The organism is Streptomyces sp. 4N509B (assembly GCF_052245655.1).
Taxonomy (GTDB): domain Bacteria; phylum Actinomycetota; class Actinomycetes; order Streptomycetales; family Streptomycetaceae; genus Streptomyces.
Genome location: NZ_JBQQBZ010000026.1, coordinates 66,939 through 92,066 on the forward strand (window position 1 = coordinate 66,939; position 25,128 = coordinate 92,066).

20 protein-coding genes and 1 riboswitch are annotated in these 25,128 nt (G+C 71.7%); of the genes, 9 read left to right on the plus strand and 11 right to left on the minus strand.

The genetic code is table 11. The annotated features are described in order from the left end of the window. Positions 1–85: 85 nt before the first annotated feature. Both ACTWP5_RS22315 and ACTWP5_RS22320 read left to right on the plus strand, forming a co-directional pair. A complete protein-coding gene (locus tag ACTWP5_RS22315; RefSeq protein WP_443222836.1) occupies positions 86–1,564 on the plus strand; it encodes a sensor histidine kinase in 1,479 nt (492 codons plus the stop codon). Positions 1,565–1,576: 12 nt separating this feature from the next. After that, positions 1,577–2,260, plus strand: a complete 684-nt coding sequence (locus tag ACTWP5_RS22320; RefSeq protein WP_443222837.1) for a response regulator — start codon at positions 1,577–1,579, stop codon at positions 2,258–2,260. A 57-nt stretch (positions 2,261–2,317) separates the two neighbouring features. On the opposite strand, the gene ACTWP5_RS22325 is transcribed toward ACTWP5_RS22320, so the two are convergent. Continuing rightward, entirely contained in the window at positions 2,318–3,361 is a 1,044-nt protein-coding gene (locus ACTWP5_RS22325) for a DUF4349 domain-containing protein (RefSeq protein WP_443222838.1), read from the minus strand. A gap of 377 nt (positions 3,362–3,738) precedes the next feature. Between ACTWP5_RS22325 and ACTWP5_RS22330 the strand changes: the two genes are divergently transcribed. After that, a complete protein-coding gene (locus tag ACTWP5_RS22330) occupies positions 3,739–5,220 on the plus strand; it encodes an arylsulfotransferase family protein (protein ID WP_443222839.1) in 1,482 nt (493 codons plus the stop codon). An 86-nt stretch (positions 5,221–5,306) separates the two neighbouring features. Here ACTWP5_RS22330 and ACTWP5_RS22335 read toward each other — a convergent pair whose 3' ends face one another. Then, positions 5,307–6,074, minus strand: a complete 768-nt coding sequence (locus ACTWP5_RS22335) for an NPP1 family protein (RefSeq protein ID WP_443222840.1) — start codon at positions 6,072–6,074, stop codon at positions 5,307–5,309. A 229-nt stretch (positions 6,075–6,303) separates the two neighbouring features. Here ACTWP5_RS22335 and ACTWP5_RS22340 point away from each other — a divergent pair, with 229 nt between their 5' ends. Next, complete coding sequence (locus tag ACTWP5_RS22340) at positions 6,304–7,422, plus strand: pectinesterase family protein (RefSeq protein WP_443222841.1); 1,119 nt, start codon at positions 6,304–6,306, stop codon at positions 7,420–7,422. A 355-nt stretch (positions 7,423–7,777) separates the two neighbouring features. Here the strand turns inward: ACTWP5_RS22340 and ACTWP5_RS22345 are convergent, their stop codons facing one another. The 3 genes from ACTWP5_RS22345 to ACTWP5_RS22355 form a co-directional block, all read right to left on the minus strand. Further along, complete coding sequence (locus tag ACTWP5_RS22345) at positions 7,778–8,893, minus strand: IS21 family transposase (RefSeq protein ID WP_443222842.1); 1,116 nt, start codon at positions 8,891–8,893, stop codon at positions 7,778–7,780. Positions 8,894–8,968: 75 nt separating this feature from the next. Next, positions 8,969–10,354, minus strand: a complete 1,386-nt coding sequence (locus tag ACTWP5_RS22350) for a hypothetical protein (RefSeq protein ID WP_443222843.1) — start codon at positions 10,352–10,354, stop codon at positions 8,969–8,971. A gap of 151 nt (positions 10,355–10,505) precedes the next feature. Next, entirely contained in the window at positions 10,506–10,781 is a 276-nt protein-coding gene (locus ACTWP5_RS22355; RefSeq protein WP_443222844.1) for a hypothetical protein, read from the minus strand. Positions 10,782–11,024: 243 nt separating this feature from the next. On the opposite strand from ACTWP5_RS22355, the gene metG reads away from it, so the two are divergent. Continuing rightward, positions 11,025–12,593, plus strand: a complete 1,569-nt coding sequence (gene metG / locus ACTWP5_RS22360; RefSeq protein WP_443222845.1) for a methionine--tRNA ligase — start codon at positions 11,025–11,027, stop codon at positions 12,591–12,593. Positions 12,594–13,023: 430 nt separating this feature from the next. Then, positions 13,024–13,193, plus strand: a riboswitch (cyclic di-AMP (ydaO/yuaA leader). A gap of 9 nt (positions 13,194–13,202) precedes the next feature. After that, positions 13,203–14,576 carry a M23 family metallopeptidase gene (locus tag ACTWP5_RS22365; RefSeq protein ID WP_443222846.1) on the plus strand — a complete coding sequence of 458 codons (1,374 nt, stop codon included), beginning with the start codon at positions 13,203–13,205 and terminating at the stop codon, positions 14,574–14,576. A 333-nt stretch (positions 14,577–14,909) separates the two neighbouring features. On the opposite strand, the gene ACTWP5_RS22370 is transcribed toward ACTWP5_RS22365, so the two are convergent. Both ACTWP5_RS22370 and ACTWP5_RS22375 read right to left on the minus strand, forming a co-directional pair. Next, positions 14,910–15,101: a DUF397 domain-containing protein gene (locus ACTWP5_RS22370; RefSeq protein WP_443222847.1), complete on the minus strand. Its 192-nt coding sequence runs from the start codon at positions 15,099–15,101 to the stop codon at positions 14,910–14,912. Positions 15,102–15,112: 11 nt separating this feature from the next. Then, positions 15,113–16,009, minus strand: coding sequence for a helix-turn-helix domain-containing protein (locus tag ACTWP5_RS22375; protein ID WP_443222848.1), 897 nt, complete (start codon positions 16,007–16,009; stop codon positions 15,113–15,115). 173 nt (positions 16,010–16,182) lie between these two features. On the opposite strand from ACTWP5_RS22375, the gene ACTWP5_RS22380 reads away from it, so the two are divergent. Beyond that, the gene (locus ACTWP5_RS22380) at positions 16,183–16,623 is read left to right on the plus strand and encodes an ATP-binding protein (RefSeq protein ID WP_443222849.1); all 441 of its coding nucleotides are present in this window, start codon (positions 16,183–16,185) and stop codon (positions 16,621–16,623) included. A gap of 47 nt (positions 16,624–16,670) precedes the next feature. Next, entirely contained in the window at positions 16,671–17,525 is an 855-nt protein-coding gene (locus tag ACTWP5_RS22385; RefSeq protein WP_443222850.1) for a maleylpyruvate isomerase family mycothiol-dependent enzyme, read from the plus strand. 12 nt (positions 17,526–17,537) lie between these two features. Here ACTWP5_RS22385 and ACTWP5_RS22390 read toward each other — a convergent pair whose 3' ends face one another. From ACTWP5_RS22390 to ACTWP5_RS22400, 3 genes are all read right to left on the minus strand, one after another. Then, positions 17,538–18,527: a dipeptidase gene (locus ACTWP5_RS22390; RefSeq protein WP_443222871.1), complete on the minus strand. Its 990-nt coding sequence runs from the start codon at positions 18,525–18,527 to the stop codon at positions 17,538–17,540. Between the two features lie 274 nt (positions 18,528–18,801). Next, on the minus strand, positions 18,802–20,013 hold the full coding sequence (locus ACTWP5_RS22395; protein ID WP_443222851.1) for a hypothetical protein: 1,212 nt from the start codon (positions 20,011–20,013) through the stop codon (positions 18,802–18,804). After that, entirely contained in the window at positions 20,010–22,214 is a 2,205-nt protein-coding gene (locus ACTWP5_RS22400; RefSeq protein ID WP_443222852.1) for a sensor histidine kinase, read from the minus strand. Before ACTWP5_RS22400 ends, ACTWP5_RS22395 begins: the two co-directional genes overlap by 4 nt. 452 nt (positions 22,215–22,666) lie before the next feature. Between ACTWP5_RS22400 and dcm the strand changes: the two genes are divergently transcribed. Then, positions 22,667–24,682: a DNA (cytosine-5-)-methyltransferase gene (dcm, locus tag ACTWP5_RS22405; protein WP_443222853.1), complete on the plus strand. Its 2,016-nt coding sequence runs from the start codon at positions 22,667–22,669 to the stop codon at positions 24,680–24,682. Here dcm and ACTWP5_RS22410 read toward each other — a convergent pair. Beyond that, the gene (locus ACTWP5_RS22410; protein ID WP_443222854.1) at positions 24,646–25,122 is read right to left on the minus strand and encodes a very short patch repair endonuclease; all 477 of its coding nucleotides are present in this window, start codon (positions 25,120–25,122) and stop codon (positions 24,646–24,648) included. The genes dcm and ACTWP5_RS22410 overlap by 37 nt on opposite strands. Positions 25,123–25,128: the final 6 nt, after the last annotated feature.

Here is a 25,128-nt window from a genome sequence, read left to right on the forward strand (position 1 = left end):
CCGCGCGCCGCCAGTGGCCGAACGGCCAGGACTCCTGGCCGTTCGGCCACGGTGGAGGGCGCGGCGACGTGCCTATTCTCGGGGGGTGAGCAGCCCTCCCGACCGTTCCCTCCCGGACGCCGTGCCGCGCTTCCTGCTGCCCGGCGACCTCGTGGCGGACGGCGCGACGGCGGCCTCCGGGGTGACGGCGGGGGCGGGCGCGGGCCGGCGCACCGCGCGGGACTGGGTCGTCGACACGCTGCTCTTCGCCTGGGCCGTGACGCTGTGGGCGACGACCCTCCGCCACACCCAGGACTACGGCCACCTGCCGGACTGGATGCAGACCCTCGACGCTCCCCTGGGGGCGCTGTCCTGCCTCTCCCTGTGGTGGCGGCGGCGTTGGCCGCTCGGCGTCGCGCTGCTCGCGGTGCCGAGCGCCGCCGTGGCCAACAGCGTCGTCGGCGCCGGCATGGTGATCATCATGAACCTGGCGCTGCGCGTCCCGTGGCAGCGCGCCGCGCCGATGCTGGGCCTCTACCTCGTGGCCGTGGCGCCGTACGTGCTGGTCTTCTCCGTGCCCCACGAGGGCGGCTGGGCGACGGCGATCATCGTCGTCGCGTACCACCTGGTCTTCTTCGCCTGGGGCACCGCGCTGCGCGCGCGGCGGCTGCTCGTCCTCCGGCTCAGGGAGGACGCCGAGCGGCAACGCGCCGACCACGCCCGGCGGCTGAGGGACACCCGCCGCGCGGAGCGCCAGGCGATCGCCCGCGAGATGCACGACGTGCTGGCGCACCGCATCTCGCTGCTCTCCGTCCACGCGGGCGCCCTGCTCTACCGCGCGCGGCGCTCGGGCGCGGGGGCGGGGCCGGCGCTGGACGAGGCGGAGATCATCGAGAGCGTCGAGGTGATCAGGGACAACGCGCACCAGGCGCTGGAGGAGCTGCGCCAGGTGCTGCACGTGCTGCGCGCGGACACCGTCGAGGACGTCGACGGCGGCGGTGACGGCGACGTCGGGGGTGACGGTGACGTCAACGGAGAGGTCGGCGGTGACGGCGTCGACCTCGGCGTCGGCGACGGCGCGGGCACCGTGAACGGTCACGCCCGCGACCGCACCCGCGACCGCGCCCTCCGGCCGGCGGCCACCGCCGCGCTCGCGGCGCGCGCACTCGACGGCACGGCCCCGCCCCAGCCACGGCTCGCCGAAATCCCGCTCCTGGCCGAGGAGGCGCGCGCCGCGGGCCAGCGCGTGGAACTGCGCGACGAACTGCCCGCCACCGCCGCCACCGCGGGTCTGCGCCCGCAGCTCCAGCGCACGGTCTACCGCGTCGTCCAGGAGGGCCTGACCAACGCGCGCAAGCACGCCCCCGGCGCCCAGCTGACCATACGGCTGTCCGGCTCTCCCGGCCGCGGCCTGGCCGTCGAGGTGCTCAACCCCCTGCCCGTCGGCGTCACCGCCTCCGAGATCCCCGGCGCGGGCGCCGGCCTGACCGGGCTCGCCGAACGCGTCGAGCTGGACGGCGGCCGGCTCGAGCACGGCAGCACCGACGGCACCTTCTCCCTCAGAGCCCGGCTACCGTGGCCCTGAGGGAGTGACCGGATGATTCGCGTACTTCTGGCCGACGACGACCCCCTGGTCCGGGCGGGCCTGCGCCTGATGCTGCGCGGCGCCGACGGCGTCGAGGTCGTCGCGGAGGCGGCCGACGGCGCGCGGGCCGTGGAGGCCGCCCGCGCCCACCAGCCCGACGTCGTGCTGATGGACATCCGCATGCCGGGCACCGACGGCATCGCGGCGACCCGCCTGCTGACGGCCGACGGCGCGGGCGCACCGGCGCCTCCGCGGGTCATCGTGCTGACGACGTTCGACACGGACACCACCGTGCTGGAGGCGATGCGGGCCGGCGCCGCCGGGTACCTGCTCAAGCACACCGATCCGGACGACATCGTCCAGGCCGTGTACCGGGCGGCGCGCGGCGAGCCCGTCCTCTCGCCGTCCGCGGCCCGCGCCCTGATGGACCACGCGGCGGGCAGCGTCGACGGTGGCGGCCGGGTCACGCGTGCGCGCGCCCGGCTCGCCGTGTTGTCGGAGCGGGAACGCGAGGTCGCCGCCGCCGTCGCCCAGGGCCTGTCCAACGGGGAGATCGGCGAGCGGCTCTACCTCTCGCTGGGCTCGGTCAAGGCGCACCTCTCCAGCGCCCTCACCAAGCTGGGGCTGGACAACCGCCTGCACCTCGCCCTCCTGGCCCACGACGCGCGCCTCGGCGAGGACACGGACCAGGTCTGAGACGCGAGCCGCCCCGTCGGCCCGTCAGCCCCGTCGCCCGCGTCGCCGCCTCCGGCGTCACGCGTCGCCCGTGCTGCCCGCGTCCCCCGCCTCCCCCGCGTCGCTCGCCGCCGACGCCCCGGCGGCGGCGCGGGACCGCGCGGCGCGGCGCTGGAGCCGCCAGGCGACCAGGCCGACGAGGAACAGGGCGACGGCGAACGGCAGGACCGCGAGGAGGATGGCCGCGGACCACGCGAGGGTCGCGACGAACGCGTTCCAGCCGCCCGCGAGCGCGTCGCCCACCGAGGGCGCCGAGGAGTCGTCCTTCTTCTCCCTCGGTTCGTTGCCCGGCGTGTGCAGCTCCAGGTGGACGGTGGCCATCGCGGTCTGGCCGCGCAGCGTGGCCTGCTGCGACAGCAACGCCTCCAACTCCGCCTGCCGCGTGCTGAGTTCCCCCTCGATGGTGACGATGTCGTCGATCGTCACGGCCTCGTCCATCAGCGCCCTGACCCGGTCGACGCTCTCCCGCTGCGTCTCTATCCGGCTCTCGACGTCCACCACCTGGTCGGTGACGTCCTCCGTCTCGACCTCGCGCTGGGAGAGCTCGCCCAGCCCGGCGAGGTCCGCCATGAGCTCCTCGTACCGCTCCTGCGGGACGCGCAGGGTGAGGGAGGAGCTCTCGTGGCGACGCGACGCCCGGTCCGTCGACTCGCCGCTGACGTGGCCGCCGGCCGCCTCGGTGAGGGAGACGGCCTCCGCGAACGCGTCCGGCACGTCGTCCGTGACGACGGTCAGCCGGGCCGTGACGATCAGGTGTTCCGGGGTGAGGGCGGGGGTGTCGGCGGCGCCGGCCGCGCCGTCGCGGGCACCGGCCTCGTCGGTCCCCGCGAGGTCCGCCTCGCCCGCCGCCTCCGCCGCCGCGTCCCCGGCCGCGCCGCCTCCCCCGTCCTGGGGCATCAGCTCCTGGGAGGCGCCCATCTCGGCGTCCGTGGCGCCCAGGTCCTCGCTCGTGCCGCCGCCGCAGCCGGTCAGCGACAGCGTCAGCGTCAGCGCGAGCGGCGCCAGCACCGGCAGGACGACACGGCGTCGGTGGGTGGTGGTGGATCGAGGCGGCTTACTCATGGTGTCGGCTCCCTGGGGCGCGTCATGAACGGGCGTGCGAACGGCGATTGGACGTGCCCGAAGGGTGTGGGGTTTCTGCGCTCGGTTCCGATTTCGTAAAGGCGGCGGGAGCGGTCGGCGGAGCCGGCGCGACGCGGCGGCGGTGGCGTCCCAGGCCGGGGCGCCGCCGTCCACGCGCCGCTCACCGCGTCCCCGCATCTCCTCCGTAGCCCGTCCCGGCGGGCGGCTCGGCGCTGGCTCGGGCGTTCTTCTGCCGGTCACCGGACCGTCGTTACCCTCGCAGCCAACTGGCCCCGGGTCCAAGGAGGTTGACCGTGGCGCGAGCAGCGAGGCGGAGGCGTGCCGCCGTTCGTCGGACGCGGTGGGGGAGCGCCGCGGTGCTCTGCTCGGTGGCGTTGGTGGTTCCCTTCACGCCGGCCGCGGGGGCGGCCCCGTCCACGCCCCACCCCGGTCCCGACCCCGGTCCCCGCTCCGCGCCCGACTCCTCACCCCACTCCGCGCCACCGGAAGCGACGCCGGCCCTCGGCACCGGCCCCTACCTCTCGCGGCCCGAGCTGCGCCAGGCGCCCGAGCTCACCACGTCCCCCACCGGCCGGGAGGACCCCGGCCTGCTGCTGACCACGCCCTACGGCGCCGGCTCCGTCATCTACGACAACGCCGGAGAACCGGTCTGGTTCGGCCAGGGCAGCCACACCAACCTCCAGCAGATCCTCTACGACGGCGAGCCGGCCCTCGCCGTGCTCGACACCGACGCCGACGGCAGCCGCGCCGTCGTGCTGGACGCCAGCTACACCGAGGTGGCCTCGTTCGCGATGGACGGCGGCCGGGACGCCGACTTCCACTCCCTCGCCTTCTCGGCGGACGGCGGCCGGGTCCTGATGACGAGCCTCGTCCCCGGGCCCTACGACCTGAGCGAGCACGGCGGCCTGGCCACCGCCGAGGTCGTCGACGTGCTGGTGCAGGAGATCGACACCGCCACCGGGGAGGTCACCTTCGAGTGGCGGGGCCTGGACCACGTCCCGGTCGAGGAGACCCACGAGCCGCTGACCGGCGAGCAGGTGGACTACCTCCACACCAACTCGGTGGCCTACGACACCGACGGCGACATCCTCATGAGCGCCCGCCACACCAGCACCATCTACAAGATCGACACCGACAGCGGAGAGGTGGTGTGGCGGTTCGGCGGCGAGAACGGCGACTTCACCTTCGCCGACCCCGGCGACGCGCCCAGCCACCAGCACGACGCCTCCCGCCTGCCGGACGGCCGGCTCGTCGCGTTCGACAACGGCGTGGGCCGCGTCCCCGAGGAGTCGCGTGGCGCGGTGTGGGAGCTCGACGAGCGGGCGATGACAGCGGACCTCGTGCGCGACCTCCGGCCGGAGGAGCCGATCTTCGCGGAGTTCACCGGCTCCCACCAGCCCACCGCCAACGGCAACCACCTCGTCAGCTTCGGGGACACCGGCACGATGGTGGAGTTCGACGGCGCGGGGCCGGTCTTCACAGCGACGTTCGACGGCACCGCCACGTACCGGGCCACCCGGTCCACCGACTGGGTGGGCACGCCCGCCGCGCCGCCCGACGTCGCGTGGCGCCGCGCGGACCCGGGCGCCGAGGCGTACGAGGTGTTTATGAGCTGGAACGGGGCCACGGAGGTGGAGCGTTGGCGCGTCGAGGCGCGCTCGGCGGACGGGGGAGCGTTCCGGGAGCTGCGGACCGTCGACCGGTCGGGCTTCGAGACGACGACACGGGTCACGGCGGACGCGGGCGGAGTGGTGCTCCGCGTGAGCGCCCTCGACGACGACGGTCGGGTGCTCGGCAGCCGGACCCTCACCGAGCCGCCGGACCCGGCCACGCCCTGACCGCACGCCCTGACCGCACGCCCTGACGGCCCGCCCCGACGGCGCGGCGCACGGCGCATGCCCGCGCTGCGCCCCCCCGCGCCGGCTCAGGCGTGGGGGTCGAACGGCACGCCCGCCGGCAGCGCCAGCGCCAGGTGGGAGGCGAAGCTCGCGTCCTTCAGCCCGAAGGTGGCGCTGCCGAAGTCGTGCTGGCTGAGCACCTCCCGCACGCCCGCCGGGTATCCGTCCCACCCGACGAGCGTCGGGAACTGCCAGACGTGCGCGTGGTTCTCCGGCGGCTCGTCGTTCGCGGTGGCGGCCCGGAAGGCGTGGGTGCCGATGCCGTCCTTGTGGTAGACGATCTTCGGATGCGTGCCGTCCCACCGGATCGCGTCCCGGTGGTGGATGTCGAACTCCCCGTGCGCGGAGGTCGCGACGTACTCGGCCCGCCCGTCGCGCACCCACACCACGACGTGTTCCCAGTCGTGGCGGTGGCCGCCGAGGCTGATGCCGGGCAGGGCCTGGTCCTTCTCGAAGTAGAGGGCGTACATGACCGCGCACCACTCGCCCTGGCAGCTGGCGCGGGCGTAGCCGTTGGTGTTGGCGAGGTCCGCCGCGTCGCGGCAGTCGCCGTCGAGGGCGCCGCTCGGGTTGAGGCCGGCGTTGACGGTGCCGTCGGGGCCGATCGCGGGCGTGGGGTAGCAGCCGTCGGTGTCGTAGTCGTAGGCCGGTTGGAAGGTCTCCTCCAACGCCTCCGCGTCGCCCGGCAGCGCGGGCGGCGGCGCGGCGAGCGCGGTGCCCGGCAGGGCGATGACCAGCGCGAGCGCGCCACCGAGCACGACGGACGTCCTGGCCAGCACGGAACCCGTCCTCATCCACGCCTCCCGAGGGGATGACCCGGCGACGACCCGACGGCCCGACGGCCCGACGGCCCGGGTGTGAAGTGGCATGCCCACATCACGCCCGCCTCATCCCCGCCGGCGGGTCCGTACGGGTGTCGGCCCGGTGAACCCCACACGGACGTGCGGCGACACGGCAACCTGCGCCGTCCCGGCGGCGACTAAGGGGATGTTGGAGACGCGACAGCTGTGGAGGAAGCAACCCATGAGCCGCGAAACGAAGCGCGCCAGCACCCCCGCGCGCCCCAGGCACCGTTCCCGCGCCGCCCTGTCAGCCGTCGCGGCGGCCACGGCCGCGGGCGCCGCGCTCGCCCTCGTCCCCGCGGGCGCGGGGGCGGCCCCGGGCGGTCCCCCCACCCCACGCCAGGCGGACATCACCGTCGCGCAGGACGGCAGCGGCGACCACACGACCGTCCAGGCCGCCATCGACGCCGTCCCGGCCGGCAACGACAGCCTCGTCACCATCGCCGTCGCCCCCGGCACCTACCGCGAGCTCGTCACCATCCCCTCCGACAAGCCGCACATCCACCTCACCGGCACCGGCGAGGGCCCCGAGGACGTCACCATCGTCTACGACAACTCCGCCGGCACCGCCAACCCCGACGGCGGCACCTGGGGCACCAGCGGCAGCGCCACCCTCAAGGCCGACGCGGACGACTTCCGCGCCAGCAACCTCACCATCGCCAACGACTTCGACGAGGTCGCCCACGCCGACCAGTCCGGCCACCAGGCCGTGGCCCTGCGCACCCGCGCCGACCGCGTCGTCCTCGACACCGTCGTCGTCACCGGCGACCAGGACACGCTGCTGCTCGACAGCGCCAACCGCGAGACCCAGGGCCGGGTCTACGTCACCGACTCCCTCATCCAGGGCAACGTCGACTTCGTCTTCGGACGCGCCACCGCCGTCATCTCCGACAGCGTGATCGAGGTGACCCGCCGGCCCGACGGCAGCTCCTCCGGCTACGTCACCGCGCCGTCGACCGCGCCGCAGTTCCCCGGCTTCCTCATCGTCGACAGCACCATCACCGGCGACGTGGACGACGCCACGTACTACCTCGGGCGGCCCTGGCACGCCGGGGGTGACGCCTCGCTCGACCCGCAGACCACCGTCCGCGACACCGAACTCGGCGCCGCCGTGCGCCCGACGCCGTGGACCGACATGAGCGGCTTCTCGTGGCGGGAGGACCGCTTCGCCGAGTACGAGAACACCGGCCCGGGATCGGGCCCGGAGACCGACGACCGGCCGCACCTGAGCGACGAGGAGGCGGCCGACCACGAGATCGCGGACTGGCTCGGCGACTGGACCCCGTACCGGAGGCGGTGACGCGTCGCGGGGGGGACGGGAGGGGGGAGGGTGCCCCGGGCACTAGGGGATTGTGCCCGGGGCCGTTCCCGGGGGCGGGAACAGGGCACTCCCAGCGTGGCGAGGCCCGCTCCGCCCCGTCAACGCTCGCGCGGCGACGGCCACGGCCGCTCCGTGGCCCCGGCCACCACCGTGCCGTGCCGGGCGCACCCGCACGGCCCGACCCCGAACGCGCCGCCTCCGCTCCTGCCTCGGCTCCCGGGCCCCCTCCCCGTCCCCGCCGCCGTTCCCGCCCCCGTTTCCGCCCTCACGCCGGACCCCGCTCCGGCTCCGGCGTAACGCGACCGGCTCGGCGCTCACCGCACTCACCGCGCGCTCACCGCGGCGCGGGAACGCGGTACCGGGCGACCTCGGTCAGCCCGGAACGGCCGGTCAGCCACCCCGGCCGGCTCGGCGTCGCCCCCAGGTCGGCCACGACCACCAGCTCGCCGTGGGTCACCCGGACCCAGACCTCACCGTCGGAGAGGGCCGCCGGCACCGGATACCGGAGCGACTCGAACTCGATGGTGTGGTCCGGCCGCACCGACCTGGCGGGACCGAGCGCCCGGGTGTGCGGCACCGGAGGCAACGGGTGCAGGCGGGTGCGTTCCACCGGCAGCCGCTGCCGTGGCGCCCCCTGGTTGATCCGCATCGTCGCCTCGCGGCAGGCGTCCTGCAACTCGGAGAAGGACCAGTAGCGGGGTCGCAGCCACACCACCTCCGTGGGAAGCAGGTCGTCGCGGCCGAGCGCCACGCTGCCCGGCGCCGTGTCCGCCGCCACGTCGTCCGGCACGCAGGTCTGCAACTGGACGCCGTAGTGGCGGGCCGCCTCGACGAGCAGGGGATGCCGGTTCCCCGCGCCGGCCGTCGGCCGGCTCATCACGTACGTCGGCGCGCCGCCCACGGTGCGGAACGTCGCGTCCAGGCAGCAGATCAGCGTGGCCAACGTCTGGTCCCGGCAGGGGATCACGACGCGGAACCGCGACCACCCCAGCCAGGCGCTGAATATGACGGACCGGCGCGGGCTGCCGTCGGGCCCCGGCACGACCGGTCCCGAACTCCAACCGAACTCCAGCCACAGACCCGGCTCGGCCGTCCACGACCGCCGGGCGCGGCTCGACCCCTCCCGCCAGCGGTCCTTGGCCTCGGCGACCATGCGGCGCGTGGTGCGCTCGCTTCCGGTGAAGCCCATGCGCAGCAGGCGTTGATGGGCTGCCGTGGCACTGATGAGGCCGTGGGAACGGTCCACCCACTCCTCGATCTTCGCCGAGTAGGGATCCGCCAGGCGCGGCCGGCGCGACGGTCCCGTCGCCAGGCGGCCGGTGTTCCTCGCGGTCACGTAGCGGTGCACGGTCTTCGGGTCGCAGCCGGTGATCCGGGCGGCCGCGTAGACGGATTCGGTGGCGTCGTACGCCACGAGAATGTCGATGATCTCTTTGTCTGACTTCTTCACGTCACGATCTCCCCGTTCGCGAGAGCGTGAGAGCGCTCTCTGGCTCGGACTGACGGGTGCGGAGGCGGGTCCGCGTCAGCCGGGGAGAGCGGTGCAGTCGTACGGCCGCTCGCTGAGGGGCGAGGCGACGTCGCCGTGCCGGTGGATGCCCCAGGCCGGCATGGGCATCTGGAACGTGGTGAAGGCGGCGCAGGTGTCGAGCGTGCGCTGGGAGTGGTCGCCGCCCCCGACCAGGTGGGCGGTCGAGGCGGGCGTGGGGGCGGGCACCGCCGGCGAGAGCGGACCCGGCGTGCCGGGCTCCCGCTGCTGCGGCGTGGACGGCGGCGCCTCGGAGAGGAGGCCGTCGTCGGCGTACCAGCGGTCGTCCGCGTCGCCCCCGGAGCCGAGGTGACGCGCGTGACCCGAGGAACGGGCTTCCGCGTCGCCGCCCGATCCGAACGACGAGGTCGCCGCGGTGCAGGGCGTCACGGGTCGCGTGGCGGGGCGGTCGGGCTTCGCGTTCGACTGCGCCGACTGAGAGACCGCCTGGGCGGCCTGGCCCGACGGCGGCTTCCCGCCCTGGGAGCCGGAGCCGGCGCCTGTGCCGGAGCCGGAGCCTCCGGACGCGCCGCCGCCGCTCGTCGACGGCTCCTCACTCCCCGTGTCGATACCCCCGGTGTCGATGGGCGTGCCCGTCGACGGGCCGGAGCCGGGGGTGTCGGTCGGGTCCTGCGGCACCTCGTCGGTGGGGGGGTCGACGATCGGGGTGACGGGGTCGGTGTCGGGGACGGGCTCGGTTCCGCCTCCGGAGGGGGCGTCCGTCCCGGGGGAGCTGCCCTGGCCCTGCCCGCTGCCCTGGCTGCTGCCGGGCGACGTGGGCCGGTTCCCCGGCGCCGACACGGAGCCGTGACCGGGAGGGGTCACCCCGTCGGAGGGGGCCGGGGTGTCGTCGCCGTCCCCGTCGTCCCCGTCGTCCTCGCCGTCCGGGGTCCCCTCACCGTCCACGGTGTCGGGAAGGGAGGGGTCCCCGGTCCCGGGATCGTCGGTGCCAGGGCTCCCGGTGCCCGTCGAGGGAGGATCCGTGGACGGCTCCTGCGGCGCTTCCGGCTCCGACGGGGTCACGTCCTCCGCGTCCGTGTCGGGCTCGACGTCCGGGGTCTCCGCGACGGCGTCCGTGTCGGGCTCCGCCTCGACGTCCCCGGTGTCCCCGGTGCCCCCACCGTCCTCGACGCCCTCGGTACCCGACACCTCGGTCTCGGTCTCGGTTCCGGTCTCGGACGGCGGTGAGACGTCGGACGTCTCGACGACGTCCGGCTTGGCCACGCCGCGATCCGGCCTCTCGGCCACCGCGCCGGTCTGCGGATGGACCGCCGCCTCGGCGCGCTCCGCCATGAGGCCGGCCAGGACGAGGAGACCACCCGTGAACAGCAACACCAGCAACGCCCGCCGTACGGCGGACTCACACTGGCGTATCACCACCACGGTCCGGTTCCCCTCCTCCGGTCCCTTCGGCGTGTCGGAAGACATCAAATCGGCAGCGCGAGCCGAATCGCAACCCCTCGGAACACTCCCGCACGTTCTCCCTACAGCTCGTCGACAAGACGTCTTTACCACGGCGTAATCCGGCCCCCCGTCAGCGAAGATCGCCTTCCCGGCCACCGCGACTTCCCCCGGCGTCTCTCTCGCCGCCCGCCGCGCCGCGTTCGCGCAACGCGGCGCCGAGCGAACGCAGCGCGGGTACGGCGGTGCGGAACCTCCTCGCCACCGTCGTCTGCGCCCTCGCCACCACGCTCGGCGTGCTCGTCGCGGCCCGCTTCGTGGCGGGCTTCGCCGGCGCCGCGGGTGTCGTCGTCGGCTGGGCCGTCGTCGCCAGCGGCGCCACCGCCGCCCGGCTCTTCGGCCTCCTCATGACCCTCGGCGGGATCGCGCCCGTCGTGGCCCCGCTCGCCGGCGGCGCCATAGCCGGCGGCGACATGGCGGCGGCCGGCGACGGCGCGCGACGGCGCCACCGTCCGCCCCCCGGCCGGCCCTCCCCCCGGCCCCGCCGGGCCGCCTCGCGGCGGGACGCGAGGCTTCGGCCCGCCGACCCGCCGTTCGTTAGACTTCGAAGCCGACGGCCCAAGCCGCCGGCGCCGTCAGAGCCGAGGAGATCATGTCCGCCACCGCCTTCGTGTCCACGACGATTCCGTACGTCAACGCGAGCCCGCACGTGGGCCACGCGTTCGAGTTCCTCCAGGCGGATTCCTTCGCGCGGCACATGACCCTGCGAGGCCGTGACGTCTTCCTCCTCAGCGGCTCCGACGAGAACAGCCTGAAGAACGTGCTCGCGGCCGAGAAGCTGGGCCTGACCACCCAGGAGCTGGTGGACCAGAACGTCACCCGCTTCCTCGACCTCCAGGGCGTCCTCGGCGTGGACCGCTCCGGCTTCGTGCGCACCAGCGTCGACCCCGACCACCTCGCGGGCGCCGCCGAGATCTGGCGCCGCATGGACGCCGCCGGCGACATCTACGCCAAGGACTACGAGGGCCTGTACTGCGTCGGCTGCGAGCAGTTCTACAGCCCGTCCGAGCTCGTGGACGGGAAGTGCCCCGAGCACCACACCGAGCCCGAGATCATCCGCGAGCACAACTACTTCTTCCGTCTCTCGCGCTACGCCGACCAGCTCGTCGAGGCCATCGAGTCCGGCCGCCTCCGCGTCGTCCCCGACACGCGGCTGAACGAGACGCTCAGCTTCATCCGCTCCGGCCTGGCCGACATCAGCATCTCGCGCTCCACCGAGCGCGCCCGTGGCTGGGGCATCCCCGTCCCGGACGACCCCTCCCAGGTGATGTACGTCTGGATCGACGCGCTGGCGAACTACACCAACGCGCTCGGCTGGACGCGCGGCGACGAGAAGTACGCGCGGTACTGGGAGGACGCCGAGAAGCGCGTGCACGTGCTCGGCAAGGGTGTCCTCCGCTTCCACGCGGTGTACTGGCCCGCCATGCTGCTCTCCGCCGGCCTGCCGCTGCCCACGGACGTGGTGGTCCACGGGTACATCACCACCGCCGGCCAGAAGCTCAGCAAGTCCCTGGGGAACGTCGTGGACCCGATGGGCCTGGTCGACGTCTACGGCCAGGACGCCGTCCGGTACTACCTGTTGGCGGACTTCTCGCCCTTCGGCGACGGCGACTTCAGCGAGGAGCGCCTCGTCACCCGGTACAACACGGACCTGGCCAACGGCCTGGGGAACCTGGTCAGCCGCGTCACCGCCATGACCGTGCGGTACCGCGAGGGCGTGGTGCCGCCGCTGCGCGAGGAGGCCGTCGGCGAGCTGGAGCGTCAGCTCGCGGAGCTGACCGAGGCCGTGACGCGGGACGCCGCCGCCGCCATGGACGGGTACGACCACCGGCAGGCCCTCAGCCGCGTCTGGGACCTGGTCCGCCGGGTCAACGCGTACGTGGACGAGCGGGCGCCGTGGCACCTGGCGAAGGAGAAGACGCCGGAGGCCGAGGCGTCGTTGGACGTCGTGCTGCGCACGATCCTGGTCGCGGTGCGGGAGTTGGCGATCCTGCTGCGGCCGTTCGTGCCGGGCGCCAGCGCGCGGATCCTCACGGCGATCGGGGAGGCCCCCGACCTCACGCCCGAGGGCGCGGCGGCCTCGGAGCTGACCGGCCGCACGCTGGAGAAGTCCCCGCCGATCTTCCCGCGCCTGGAGCTGCCCGAGCCGGCCGAGGGCTGAGCGCGAGAGCGCGGAGGCGGCGGACGCTCGACGACCGAGCCTCCGCCGCCTTTCTCTCTTTCTTTACTTTTCTTTACTCTTTTCTGCTCCTCCGACTCCGACTCCGCTCCGGCTCTGGCTGGTTCGCGCAGCCTTCTTCCTTCACTTCCTCGCACGCGGTCGGATGTTCGCGGCGGAATTTCTCACCGAGGGTGAGCACCATACGCCACTGCGATAACAATTGACGCAGCGTCAGATTGTTTCCGTGGTGAGGCGTGGGCCACATCCCGCCCGTACTCAGCAGTACGTATGCCCGGTTTGGCATGCTTGGGCGCTGAAAGTCCCTACCGGATCCGGGTTTTATTTTTCTCAGGGCCTTTGAATCTGGCGGGGGCGTCTATTAACGTTCGATAACGCAGCGCGGTCGTCACCGCCGTCGCAAGGACGGCACCGTGCTCTGTCGCTGAATCCGGCGTGTGCGTCACAACTGCACCAAAGGAACCGGGGAACCACTATCCGGGGTGAATCGGACAGCAGGTAGCCACCATGGCCTGCCGCCCGTAGGAGACCTTCCTGCTCCGAACCCGTCAGCTAACCCGGTAGGCGAGGGAAGGAAAGGAGAGCGCCTCCGTGGCGTCGAACCGGTATGCCGCCCCCGAGCATGGCTTCGCGGGCACGCCCACAGATCTCTACGGCGACTCATACGGCGATCCTTACGGCGAGTTCTTCGACGACCGGTACGCCACCACAGCGGCGACGGCCACTGTCCCGGCCCCCTCCCCCTCCCCCTACGGCGCGGCCCCCGCGTACGACACGGCCTACGCCGCCGCGGGCGCCCCGTACGACACGGGTTACGACGCCCCGCTCACCTCGTTCGACCCCTTCGGACCGCAGAGCTTCGAGCCGCATGACGGCCACGCCGCCACGGCCACCCTCGCGGCCCCCGTCGCCGCTCCGGCTCCCGCCCCCGCGCCCGCCCCGGCCCCCGTGTCGTTCGCCGACAGCGACGACCAGCCCGAGGCGGCCCCCGGCGAGTGGAACCCGAGCGAGGACAGCCTCCGCCCGCTCCGCGGCCGGCACCGCGTCTCCCGCCAGCGCGGCGGCACCATCGCCCGCAGCCGCGCCGTCCTCGGCGTCGGCGTGATCGCGGCAGTCGGCGCCGGCGGCATGGCCACGGCCAACGAGGAGGGCGCCGGCTCCGTGCCCGGTCTCGGCGGTGCCGCGGAGAAGGTGCGCGAGGCCATCCCGGCGGGACTGCCCCTCGTGGGCGGCCTCTCCGGCGAGGACTCCTCCGACCCCGGTTCCGACGGTGACGGCGGCGACACCCTCGCCACCCCGGCCGAGATGGTGGCGCAGTCCCCGTTCACCACCGCCGGCCTCACCGCCTCCGACGTCGAGGCGGGCCAGACCGACGCCGGCGAGGCGCTGCGCGCCCGCATCATGCAGCAGGCGGACCAGCAGGAGTCCTCCGCCACCGACGCCGCCCGCGAGGAGGCCCTGGCGGAGGCGGAGTCCGAGGCCGCCGAGGAGGCCGCCGCGCTGGCGGAGGCCGAGCGGCAGGCCGAGCTGGAGCGCCAGCGCCAGGCCGAGCTGGAGCGCCTGCGCGCGAGCTACACCCTCCCCCTCAGCGACTACCGCCTCTCCTCGTACTTCGGCGAGGTCAGCTCGTACTGGGCCTCCACCCACACCGGCCAGGACTTCGCCGCCCCCGCCGGCACGCCCATCAAGAACATCCACACCGGCGTCGTCACCGAGGCCGCCTGGGCCGGGGACTACGGATACCGCATCATCATCGAGCTGGAGGACGGCACCGAGGTCTGGTACTGCCACCTGTCGTCGATGAACGTGTCCGTCGGCCAGGAGGTCGTCACCGAGGACGTCATCGGCTACGTCGGCTCCACGGGGAACTCCTCCGGCCCTCACCTCCACCTGGAGGTCCGTCCGGGCGGCTCCGACCCGATCGACCCCCTGGCCTGGCTCCGCGACAAGGGCCTCACCATCTAGCCGAACACCTCCGCTCCGCCGCGTCCTCCCACAAGACCGCCGGCGGCCCTGGTGGCTCCCCCCGACGCCAGGGCCGCCGGCCCCCTCATGTCCGCTCACGTCCGCTCATGTCCGCGAACGGAACGAGGAGGAGGTCCGCCCCCCGCCCGTTTGTCAGGGGCGGACCCACACCCCCACCCTCTCCCGCCCTCCCCACCCCCCACATCCCTCGCGCTACTGAATCGCCTCTCCCTCTGAGGTCGTACACCCCCTGACCGTCACCCGAGATCCCCATGTCCCGGGAACCCTCAGAACTCGCCCACCGGACGGATGTGGAGTCGGCTACTGCCCCGGCTACGGCCGGAGCCCGCCCTTGATCGCACCGAGCAGCGCGGCGACGCGCATGGGATGGCTGGCTATGACCACCTCAGGCTCGTCGCTCTCGCGGAGGAGCAACGGCCCACCGCCGGTGGAGGCGAGCTCCAGGCAGTCCTTGTTGCCGTCGTTGGAGCTGAAGCTTGACTTCTGCCACGGATTCGCGGACATCAGATGGCCCTTCATAGCTCGTAGAGGATGTGCTGGACGAGTCCGAGGGAGGTTCTCCTCGATCGACCTCGGTCCCGATCGTCGACATCGATCGGGGGCAGGGCGACCTCGCTGAGCTTCTGGAAGGCGTCGGAGAACTGTGTGAGATGGCCCTGGTCGATCACGAAGGGACAGAGTGTCGGGTGTTCCACGTAGACCGTGTTGAGCTCGGGGAGGGCCGCGTCGAGGCAGTTGAACGGACTGCTGAAGGCCGGAGGGTACTCGTCGGCGTGGAACGGCAGGATCTGGACGGTCACGTTCGGCAGCCTCGCCATGTCGACCAGATGCTCGATCTGGCGCCGCATCACACCACGCGGGACGAACTCCATACGCAGCGCCGCCTCATGGATGATCGCGTGGTACGTGGGAGGTCGCGCCTCGGTCAACAGTCGCTGGCGGCGGCGACGGAACTGAACGAAGCGGTCCCAGGTGTCCTCGTCGCCGTCCGGCTGGCCGCTCCGGAACAGGGCCTTCATGTACTCGCTGGTCTGGAGTAGCCCGGGCATGTTGACCCACTGGAAGTTGCGGTGCCTGACCGACATCGCCTCCAGCTCGGCCAGGTCGCGGGCGCTGTCGTTGTGCGGCGGGTGGTTGAACTCCGACCACCAGCCCCTACCGTTGGACTGGCTCATCGCCACCAGTTCGTCGATGAGTGGGGCGTGCCGACAGCCGTAGAGCTCAGCGAGGGTCCTCAGCTTGGTCGCCGAGATCCCTGTGCGCCCCGACTCGATGTTGTTCAGGTGGGCGGCGCTGAAGCCGAGTTCGCGCCCCACGCTGGTGGCGGTCAGGCCACTCTCGTCCCGCAGTCTGCGAAGCTCCGTGCCCAAACGCCGTTGCCGCTGCGTCGGGTTGGCGCGCAGGCCCATCATTCCCTCCCCTCGTGGCGCTCGGACGTCTGCCGAGCCCAACGATGTCGGAGCAGCGAAGTCACCCACAGGGATGAACTTATGTGCCTTCATTGGCACTTCGTTGCCTAGGGATTTAGCTTAATCCCTACCGTGGGCCTACGGAGGCCCCGTCGTCCGCACACCGAGGGCTTCCCATGACGATCTCCGCGCCACCTATCTCCGAGCCGAGGCTCCGGATCTACCACCTCGCCACCCTGAACACCCCGGACGCCGCCAGGCTGGCGCGCGACCACGTGGCGCTCCTCCTCCGCCACACGGCATGCCCGGCCGAGGTGGACACCGCCCGCCTCCTCGTCTCCGAGATCGTCACGAACGCCTACCAGCACACCCCGACCCGCGTGATCCGCCTGACGACGAGCATCCGCCCCGCCGCCCTCCGGGTCGCCGTCTACGACACCGATCCCACGCCTCTCCCCACCCCGCCGCCCCACCCCGCCACGGCCTTCAGCGCCGAGCACGGGCGCGGCCTGGCGCTGCTCCAGCACTGCGCCTCCTCCTGGGGCTACAAGATCCACGGCGGCCCGCAGCCCACGGGCAAGACGGTGTACTTCGCCCTCCACTGCCCGTCGCGGTGAACGTATTCGCTGGCAGCTCGCCCGTCACCGATGACAGGCTCTGACCCATGGACGCGCAGCTCGACCCCTCAGACCTCGCCTGGCTGGGCGCGCCGATCGACGCTCGGCCGCTGTTCCGGCCCGAACTGGCCTCGCTCCTCGACCTCCTGCGTGGCCTCGCACCCGCCGACTGGGACAGGGAGGCCGTCCCCGGCTGGAGCGTCCGTGATCTCGCCGCTCACCTCCTCGGCGACCTCCACGGCCGCCTCGGGCGCGGAGGGAACTGGCGAGGCGCGCCCGCGCCAGGCGAGAGCCTCGCGGCCTTCATCCATCGCACCAACCAGGAGTGGGTCGACCGCCACGCCGACCACGGCCCGGCCAGGCTCCTCACCGCGCTGGAGGAGAGCGGGACGGAGCTGGCCCGCCACTACGAGAGCGCCGACCTCCACGCGAGCGCGCCGATCGGCGTGTCCTGGGCGGGGGCCGACCCGGCCCCGGCGTGGCTCGACATCGCCCGGGAGTTCACCGAGTACTGGACCCACCGCCAGCAGATCCGCCACGCCGTCGGCCTCGCCACGGACGCCGAGCCCCGCGCGATGGGCACCGTCCTGGACACCTTCCTGCGGGCGTTGCCGCACACGCTGCGCGGCGCCCCGGCCCCGCCGGGCACGTCCCTCGCCTTCACCGTCGACGGCCCGGCCGGCGGCACCTGGACCGCGACCGCCACCGGCGAGCGTGGCCGCTGGTCGCTGGCCGAGACGCCCGACGGCCCTCCCGCCGCGACCGTCCGCCTGGATCCCGAAACCGCCTGGCGCCTGTGCGCCCGCGGCATCGACCCCGACACCGCCCTCACCCGCGCCCACACCACCGGCGACCGACACCTTGCCGAGGCGGCCTGCCAGATCGTCTCCGTCGTCTACTGAGGCGCCGAGACGCTATCGCCACACCTCCGCCGCCACGCGGCGGAAGTTGCCGCCCAGGATCGCGGTGACGGCGTCGTCGGGGTACCCGCGGGAGCGGAGGGCGGCCTCGACGGTCAGCAGCCCTTCCGGGGGCATGAAGTCGATCGGTCCCCAACGGGTGTAGCAGTCGGGGAAGAGCTCCGGGCTCTCGGCGAGCAGGGCGTTGAAGTCGTCGTGGTCGAAGGGGAAGTCCGTCGAGAGTCCGACGTGTGCCGGGCCCACGAGGTCGACGGCGTGGTCGATGTGGCGGACGAGCGCGTCGACGCTGGCGTCGTTGGGGCCGAGGAAGATGCCGACGCCGGTGATGCCGACGACGCCGCCGGTGGCGGCGCACTCCTTGGCCTGCTCGTCGGTGATGTTGCGGGGGTGGTCCCACAGCGCGCGCATGCAGGAGTGGCTGTAGACCACCGGCTGCTCGGAGACCTCACACATCTCCAGCCCGGTGCGGGCGCCGCAGTGGGAGCCGTCCGCCACCATGCCGACGGCGTTCGTCTCCCGAATCAGCGCCCGCCCGTACGCGGTGAGCCCTTCGTCGACCTCGTCCAGGCAGCCGCCGCCCGCCGCGTTGCGGTTGTTGTAGCTCGGCAGCATCGTGCGGACGCCGAGTTCATAGAAGTGGCGCACCCGCTCCAGCCGCCCTTCGAGCGGGGCGGAGTCCTCCAGGTCGAAGGCCACCGCCACGTCGCCCGCGCGCCCGGCGGCGTCCACGTCGTCCACGTTCGCGGCCAGCCGCAGGCGGTCGTCCGCGGCGATGCGCTCGCGCCAGCTCGTGATCAGGCCGGTGACGTCGTCGGCGCCGTGCGGCGCGTAGCCGACGTTCACCGACACGAAGCTGCCGCCCGGCCTGCGGTAGCGGGCCAGCTCGCCGACCTCCGCACGCCGCTTCAGCGGCAGGCAGCAGTGCTGCTCCCACAGCAGGGGCGGGCGGCGCGCTGCGGAAAATTCGTGCGACACGGTGCGCATCATGCCATTACCAGCCGCTCCAGGCCCAGGTCCCTCATCTGGCCCGTCCACTCCGCACCCCTCTGCCTCTGCGCCCAGCGCTGTCAACGACAGCCCGCCACCAACGTCCGCCTCGCTCGGAGACCGCCTGACGCCTGTGCATCCGAGGCTTCACCCCCTCCATGGCCTCACCCACACCCCGCCTCACCGACGACCACACCTCGGGCCGAACCGCCCGCCAGATCGTCTCGATCGTCTACTGACGATGCGGGGGCGGTTCGGAATCGGAACAGGCTCAGTCGCCAGCGGCTTGGAGCTCACCCGGACGCGGGCCAGGGAGCGAGATCTGCTTCCTGGCCTTCTTGATCTTCACGAGGTTGAACTCCTGTTCGATGTGCTCGAGCCTGATGTCCGGTGTCCCGATTCGTCCCACAACGCGGCTGTGGGTCGTCAGCCATGCCTCGGCGAACGGGCTGTCGAGCGTGGCCACCCGCCCCCACGTGCTGACGTCCGACAGCGGGACGGAGGTGACGTTCTCGAAGTCGACCAGGAGATCGGGAATGTCGAGGTACTTGGGCAGAATGCGGAACCTGTTCGACTTCTCCCTGATAATGTCCCTGAGTTGATCCTTGCTTCGCACGCCGGCTTTCACCTCCCTGACGAGTTGCGACTCAGAAAGGGGATCCGCCTTCGCCAGACGGACGAACTCTGCCTTGGCCGTCCTCGGGCTGGCGACCATCGCGGACGGCGGGTCCTCGTAGAGGTCACAGGCGGGTGTGAGCACCAGCCAGCGTTGTCCGGCGGGGTCGAGCAGGATGTCCGCAGCGGTGACGTGGTGCGTCACCGGGGGCTTCAGATAGACGCGGGCCGCGGACGAGTGTCCGACGGTACTGCCGCCTGAGCCGTCCAGAACGCGGTCGAGCTCCCTGATCGCGTTCTCCTTGAGCCACGCGGCCAGCCGGTGGACCAGCACGGGCGCGATCTCGTCCCTGTCGTTCTCTGACAGATCTGACCAGTGGGGAGCGATCTCGTCCCGGAGGAAGCTGCGCAGAACCCCGTCCACGAGCTCACCGATCCGTCGGGTCAACGAGGGGACGCCGGACTCGAGGCCGACGCGGACCGCCTCCACGATCTCCGGTAACCGGTTCTTCGTGACGACCTGGACGAGTGGGGGCTGTTCCAGGCTCCGCACCTGCTCCGGCACGCCCGTGTAGAAGACGACCGGAACCCACCGGGAACCCGAGATTCTCTCGAACAGCTCGCGGCCCCGCCCCTCGAGGGTCCGGGCGAGGTCTCCGTTTCCTCCCGAGTCCCGCACGTCGAGGATTACCAGGTCGAACTGCTCCCTGCTCAGCAGATGCTCGGCCTCGTCGAAGCTCTCCCTGCGTTGGAGACTGAGGTCTCCCAGGTCAGCGAGCTCCTCCGTGAGCATTTCCTGGAGTCGCTCAGCCATGTCCGCCTCGTCGTCGACGATGAGCAGACGGTGGTTCACGGGTGATGGGGTCACCCAACCCTCCTTCGGAGTCGGGCCCTGAAACACGCGCCGGGGAGAGGCCCCGGAGCGAGCAGGGACAGTTCACCGTCGTAGAAGTCCTTCACGACGCTGCCGGCGATGCTGAGCCCCAGGCCGATGCCGTCGGGCTTGTCGCTGAAGTACGCGTCGTAGATCACGTCCTTTATCTCCTCCCGAACTCCAGGCCCGCTGTCGCTGACGATGATGTCCACGTCGCCGGCACCGGTGCGCTCGGTCTCGACGTGGATGATGCGCTCGGCGGAGGGTGGGAGGGTGCTGAGCCAGTAGATCGAGTTCCCGACCAGGTTCAGGATCAGCGTGTTGATGTCTCCGGGCTCGGCCGTCACCGTTACGTCCTCCCCCCCGTACGTGACCGACACGCCGTGCCTGTCGATGTCGGCTTGGTGGACGGAAACCGCCTGCTTGATGGTCTTCTGGAGGGAGATTTCCTGCGGACGCCCCCGCCGTCGTCCACTCATGGGCTCGAGACGAGTGAACAGGCGGTCGATCGCGGCTTCCTGCGTCGCGAAACCCGTGTGCAGTTTCATCAGCTCCCGGGAGAGGTCGGGATCCTTGTCCTGGAGGCCCTTCACGAGCTTGTTGAGTTTCCAGAGATCGAAAGCGATCTTGGCCAGAGCGGAGCGGCCGTCGTGGAGGACGGCGTCCACCAGCGTTCCCAGAGTCGCGAGCCGGGAGAACTGGGAAATGATCTCCTGAACCCTCTTGACTCCGGACTGGATCGTCTCGTTGGCCCGCTCCACGGCCCTGCTGAGCTCGACGTCGTCCGGATACCGGCGGCTCACCACCCTCTGCAGCGGATCCAGGCTGAAGGCGTCGAAGACGCTCGTCCCGCGGTTCGGATCCGACACGAGACCGGGGGTCGCGGCCTGCGAGACCGTCCCCAGGGGGCGCCTGAGCCTGTAACGTCGGGACTCGAGCCGGCTCACCGCCTGGAGTATGCGTCGCTTGAGCTCCTCGTACTCGGGCGAGTCGATCAGGCCCTCGCGGTGGGACCTGTCCTGGAGCCCTGGGTTCTCGTCGGCGGAGATGTAGACGAATCCCGCGACCTGGTTGTTGGAAAACCGCATCGTCGGGTTGTTGACGCGACGAAGGTCGAAGTTGAGCCAGTCGAACTCCGGCTCGCCGAAGGGCTGGACGCGGAAGCCATCACGGTAGAGCGCAACGCCACTGTTGCCCCGGATGTGCTTTCTCATCTCGGGAACGTTGGAGGCACCGAGATCGATCTTCATCAACTCGCGCATCGAGTCGGCGTCGAGGTCCCACGCGCGGATGTCGAGCCTGAACGGTCCGCACGTCGGGCCCGCCGAGCCCGAGGCGAGGTTCTCCCGGATCGTCTCCTCGTGCGAGTGCTTCCCCACCTCGATTGTCAACCTGGCCTCGCCGTCGGCGTCGACCGAGCCGACCAGTCGGTGGTGCGGGTGGGCCAGGGCCTCGCTGGCCGCCACGAAACCCGAGAGGTGCTGAAGCGGGCCCTGCGGTGTGGCCACGTAGATCGCGAACTCCGGCTGGTCGGGCACGGACAGCTCCGTAGGCGGCGGTGGTGGCAGCAACCGCGACAGGGACCGTTTGAGGACCGTGATCGACTCTTCTGTCCAGCCCTGCCGCAGACCCTGGAGCCGGACGACCGTCCCCTGCGGCCCTGCCCCCTCCTCGCCAGCGCCGTCACTGGCCGCCGTGGGCCTCTGGAAGCCCTGCGTGACGCGGTCGAAGAGCTGTTGTGCCACGCCACCGGGTGCGAAGACGTCCGGCTCGGCGACTGACCACCCGACGGGAACCTGGTCGAGATACGCGTCGTCGTCGGTGAACTCGCCCCAGTCGACCCGGACGCTCACCTCCCGCTCGTCCCTCCGACGCGATGTCAGCGACATGAGGTAGGCCAGACGGGCGGCCGAGAACCGGCCGATTCCCTTCGCTCCCAGGACGCGGCGCCCTAGCCCTTCGCTGCGGGGGGCGCGGTGGCGGTGGGGCGTCGCGATCTCCAGCCAGGTCCCCCTGACCGTCTCGGGCGACATACCGTGGCCGTCGTCCCAGACCTCGATGGCCCCGGAGCCCGCCTCCAGGGGGTCGACGAACCGGATCACGACGAGGCTGGCGTCCGCGTCATACGCGTTCTTGACCAACTCGGTGAGGGCCACCCGCTCGTTGCTGATCAGCTCCACCCCGAGCGTGCTCATCAGTCGAGCCCGAGGCCGGAGGTAGGCCTTCGACGTCTCCGAGTCCACCTGCGCCCCCACTAACGGACCGTTCTCTGTCGACTGCACACCGCAGTGGGCCGATTGTACTCAGGGCCAGCTTGTAGTGAACCCGTGATCCCGCTGGGGGCAGCGTCGGCATCGTGGGAGGCGGGCATGCTCGGAAGCATGTCGTTGCTGGTCACTGAGTCGTTGAACGTGATGTCACCCGACCGGAAGTGACCGTCCGGAACGGGCCGAGGGCTGCCTCCGTGGACGTTATCCCTTAGAGTTGATCAGGTTTCACCTCGTCAGAACATCGGTTCGAACCAAGGTCAGGGGGGTCCCATGGATTCGTTCGCTCACCAGGACCTTGGGCGTCGTTGCATCATCCGCTTAGTTCGTCATCGGCATGCCGCGGCCCTTGATTCGATCGAGGTCTCCGTGTTCCCCTGGTGCTCGACGATGTCCGGGCCGCGGGGGGGTGTGCTGTGAGGAAGGGCCAGTACGGCGTCCCCCTGGAGCGGAGCGACTACCTCAAGCTTGAGCCCAACGAGCACAGCTGTGCCCCAGAGGGATTCGCCCAGTGGCTCGACGGCTTCGGCCAGGGCAAGCGCCTGGCGGTCGACCTGTTCTCCGGTGCTGGCGGCCTGAGTCTCGGACTCCAGCGAGCCGGGTGGACCATCGCTGCCGCGGTGGACATGAACGAGCGGGCCCTGGAGACGCACGCCGCGAACTTCTCCGGCATGAGCCTGCACATGGATCTGGGGGACCCCGAGGAGCGCGAGAAGCTGGAGCGCCACCTCGAACCCGCCAGGGGCATGATCGACCTCGTGGCGGGAGGCCCACCGTGCCAGCCCTACAGCAGGGCGGGCAGGAGCAAGATCAGGAGCCTCGTCGACCAGCACGGCCGCGACCCGCACGACCGCCGTAAGGAACTGTGGCTCGCCTACCTCGACATGGTGGAGAGACTCAGCCCGCGTGCGGTACTCATGGAGAACGTGCCCGACATGGGCCTCAGCGACGACTTCTCCGTGGTGCGTGCCATGGAGCACAGGCTGGAGAACCTCGGATACGCCACCCAGGTTCGTCTCGTCGATGCCTGGAAGTACGGTGTGCCCCAGCACAGGAAGCGGTTGATCCTCCTGGCCAGGCGGGACGTGGAGCGGTTCGACTGGGGACAGGAACGGGAGCCGGTCCGTCTCCGTGACGCCATCGGCGACCTGCCGGTGCTACCCGTGGTCGCGCGGGAGCGCGTGGGACAGCGTGAGCTCCCCTACGCTCCGCCGGAGGAACCGTCGACGTTCGTCGGGATCATGCGTGAGGGGGTACCCGAGGACGTGGTCTGGGATCACATGACCCGCCGTGTCAGGACCGACGACCTAAAGATCTTCTCCGGGATGGACTCCCGGACCCTCTACTCTCAGGTGCCCCGTGAACTGCAGCGGTACCGCGCGGACCACTTCACCGACAAGTACAAGAGACTCAGCTGGAACGACTTCAGTCGCTCGATCACGGCCCACATCGCCAAGGACGGGTACTGGTACATCCATCCGGACCAACACCGCACGCTGACCGTGCGGGAAGCCGCGCGGGTGCAGACGTTCCCGGACCGCTTCCGCTTCGCCGGCACCAGGAGCGACGCCTTCACACAGATCGGCAACGCCGTTCCGCCGCTACTCGGGCAGGCCGCGGCCCGGGTGCTGCGTCCGCTGCCCGGCGTGGTGGCATCCCCGGGCGGGCTTGCGCCGTACTGGGTGACGGTGCGGGGCCGCCTGACGGAGTGGGCGAGGCGCCAGCGCGACGCGCACTGGTTCGAGCTGCCCACGCTCTCCGCACCTGCCGCAGCCGTGGTGGCTGTGTTGTCCGGGGCGAAGTTGCGCCGCGCTGAGCTGGAGCGACTGGTCGGCATGGTCCATAAGCGGAAGGTCCTCTCCGTAAAGGTCCTGAAGGACTTGCTGGAGTCCGCGCCGACGACGGCGGCTCGGACCCGGCTCGAGCGGCTCGGAACGGTGGTGGGGAGGTCCGCACTCTGGCAGAGCGGGGACGACGTCCCCGAGGCCGTGCCGCTGAAACCCTCGGAGGCCACCCTGTACGACCTTCTGATCGGACGCGACGCACTCTGGGTCGGGCAGGGGGCTGTGCGCGTGGCCGCACGGGTCAACGGAAGTACGTCGGACCAGAAGAACCGGCTGAGCGACGGCCGCGTCGACCTGGTCAGGCTGGTTGGTTCGGGCGCCGACGCCCCGCTCCGCATGGCGGCCCTGCGTCTGATCGGTAACACGATGTGCCTTCCGTCACGACCTGTGTGTCAGCAGTGCCCGCTCAGTGAGTACTGTCCGAAGAAGGGGCCGGCGCCTCCGCCGCAGGCGAAACAGACGTTCTCGTCAGAGGCCACCCTGTTCACCATGGCGACGGACGCACCCGATCTCGTTCAGGAGTCGGCACCGGCCGTGTCGTCGGCCTCCTGATCCCGGGGACGACACTTGCGGGCGACATCGAGTGCCGACTGTTCGACGTCCCTACGGATCTCACACTCCCAGACCCGGATCACGGTCCACCCCGCGGCTTGGGCGGCCTCCGTGTTGCGGCGGTCGCGCTCCCTGTTCGTCTCGATCTTCTCCCTCCACAGGGCCGCGTTCGGTCCGCGGAACACGGCCGGGCCGTGGTGCGGGCAGCCGTGCCAGTAACATCCGTCCACGAACACGGCAACCCCGTAGCGCGGGAACACGAGGTCGGCGGTGCAACGGTCGGTCACCCTGCGGTGCAGGCGGAAACGGAGTCCGAGGCGGTGAACCGCTTGGCGGAGGGCGATCTCCGGCTTCGTGTCGCGTACCTTCCGGCCACGGAGATGCTGCCCCTTGTCGGTGCTGATCCACCGAGGCGAAGCCGCCGTGTCGTCTTGTCCCATGAGTGA

What these genes read in the sequence shown, in the direction of transcription:
- ACTWP5_RS22380 (WP_443222849.1), top strand. Translation starts at nt 16,183, where the DNA reads ATGACGATCTCCGCGCCACCTATCTCCGAGCCGAGGCTCCGGATCTAC.
- ACTWP5_RS22370 (WP_443222847.1), bottom strand. Translation starts at nt 15,101, where the DNA reads ATGTCCGCGAATCCGTGGCAGAAGTCAAGCTTCAGCTCCAACGACGGC.
- metG (WP_443222845.1), top strand. Translation starts at nt 11,025, where the DNA reads ATGTCCGCCACCGCCTTCGTGTCCACGACGATTCCGTACGTCAACGCG.
- ACTWP5_RS22390 (WP_443222871.1), bottom strand. Translation starts at nt 18,527, where the DNA reads ATGCGCACCGTGTCGCACGAATTTTCCGCAGCGCGCCGCCCGCCCCTG.
- ACTWP5_RS22335 (WP_443222840.1), bottom strand. Translation starts at nt 6,074, where the DNA reads ATGAGGACGGGTTCCGTGCTGGCCAGGACGTCCGTCGTGCTCGGTGGC.
- ACTWP5_RS22355 (WP_443222844.1), bottom strand. Translation starts at nt 10,781, where the DNA reads ATGAGGAGGCCGAAGAGCCGGGCGGCGGTGGCGCCGCTGGCGACGACG.
- ACTWP5_RS22320 (WP_443222837.1), top strand. Translation starts at nt 1,577, where the DNA reads ATGATTCGCGTACTTCTGGCCGACGACGACCCCCTGGTCCGGGCGGGC.
- ACTWP5_RS22410 (WP_443222854.1), bottom strand. Translation starts at nt 25,122, where the DNA reads ATGGGACAAGACGACACGGCGGCTTCGCCTCGGTGGATCAGCACCGAC.
- ACTWP5_RS22340 (WP_443222841.1), top strand. Translation starts at nt 6,304, where the DNA reads ATGAGCCGCGAAACGAAGCGCGCCAGCACCCCCGCGCGCCCCAGGCAC.
- ACTWP5_RS22400 (WP_443222852.1), bottom strand. Translation starts at nt 22,214, where the DNA reads ATGAGCACGCTCGGGGTGGAGCTGATCAGCAACGAGCGGGTGGCCCTC.
- ACTWP5_RS22325 (WP_443222838.1), bottom strand. Translation starts at nt 3,361, where the DNA reads ATGAGTAAGCCGCCTCGATCCACCACCACCCACCGACGCCGTGTCGTC.
- ACTWP5_RS22375 (WP_443222848.1), bottom strand. Translation starts at nt 16,009, where the DNA reads ATGATGGGCCTGCGCGCCAACCCGACGCAGCGGCAACGGCGTTTGGGC.
- ACTWP5_RS22385 (WP_443222850.1), top strand. Translation starts at nt 16,671, where the DNA reads ATGGACGCGCAGCTCGACCCCTCAGACCTCGCCTGGCTGGGCGCGCCG.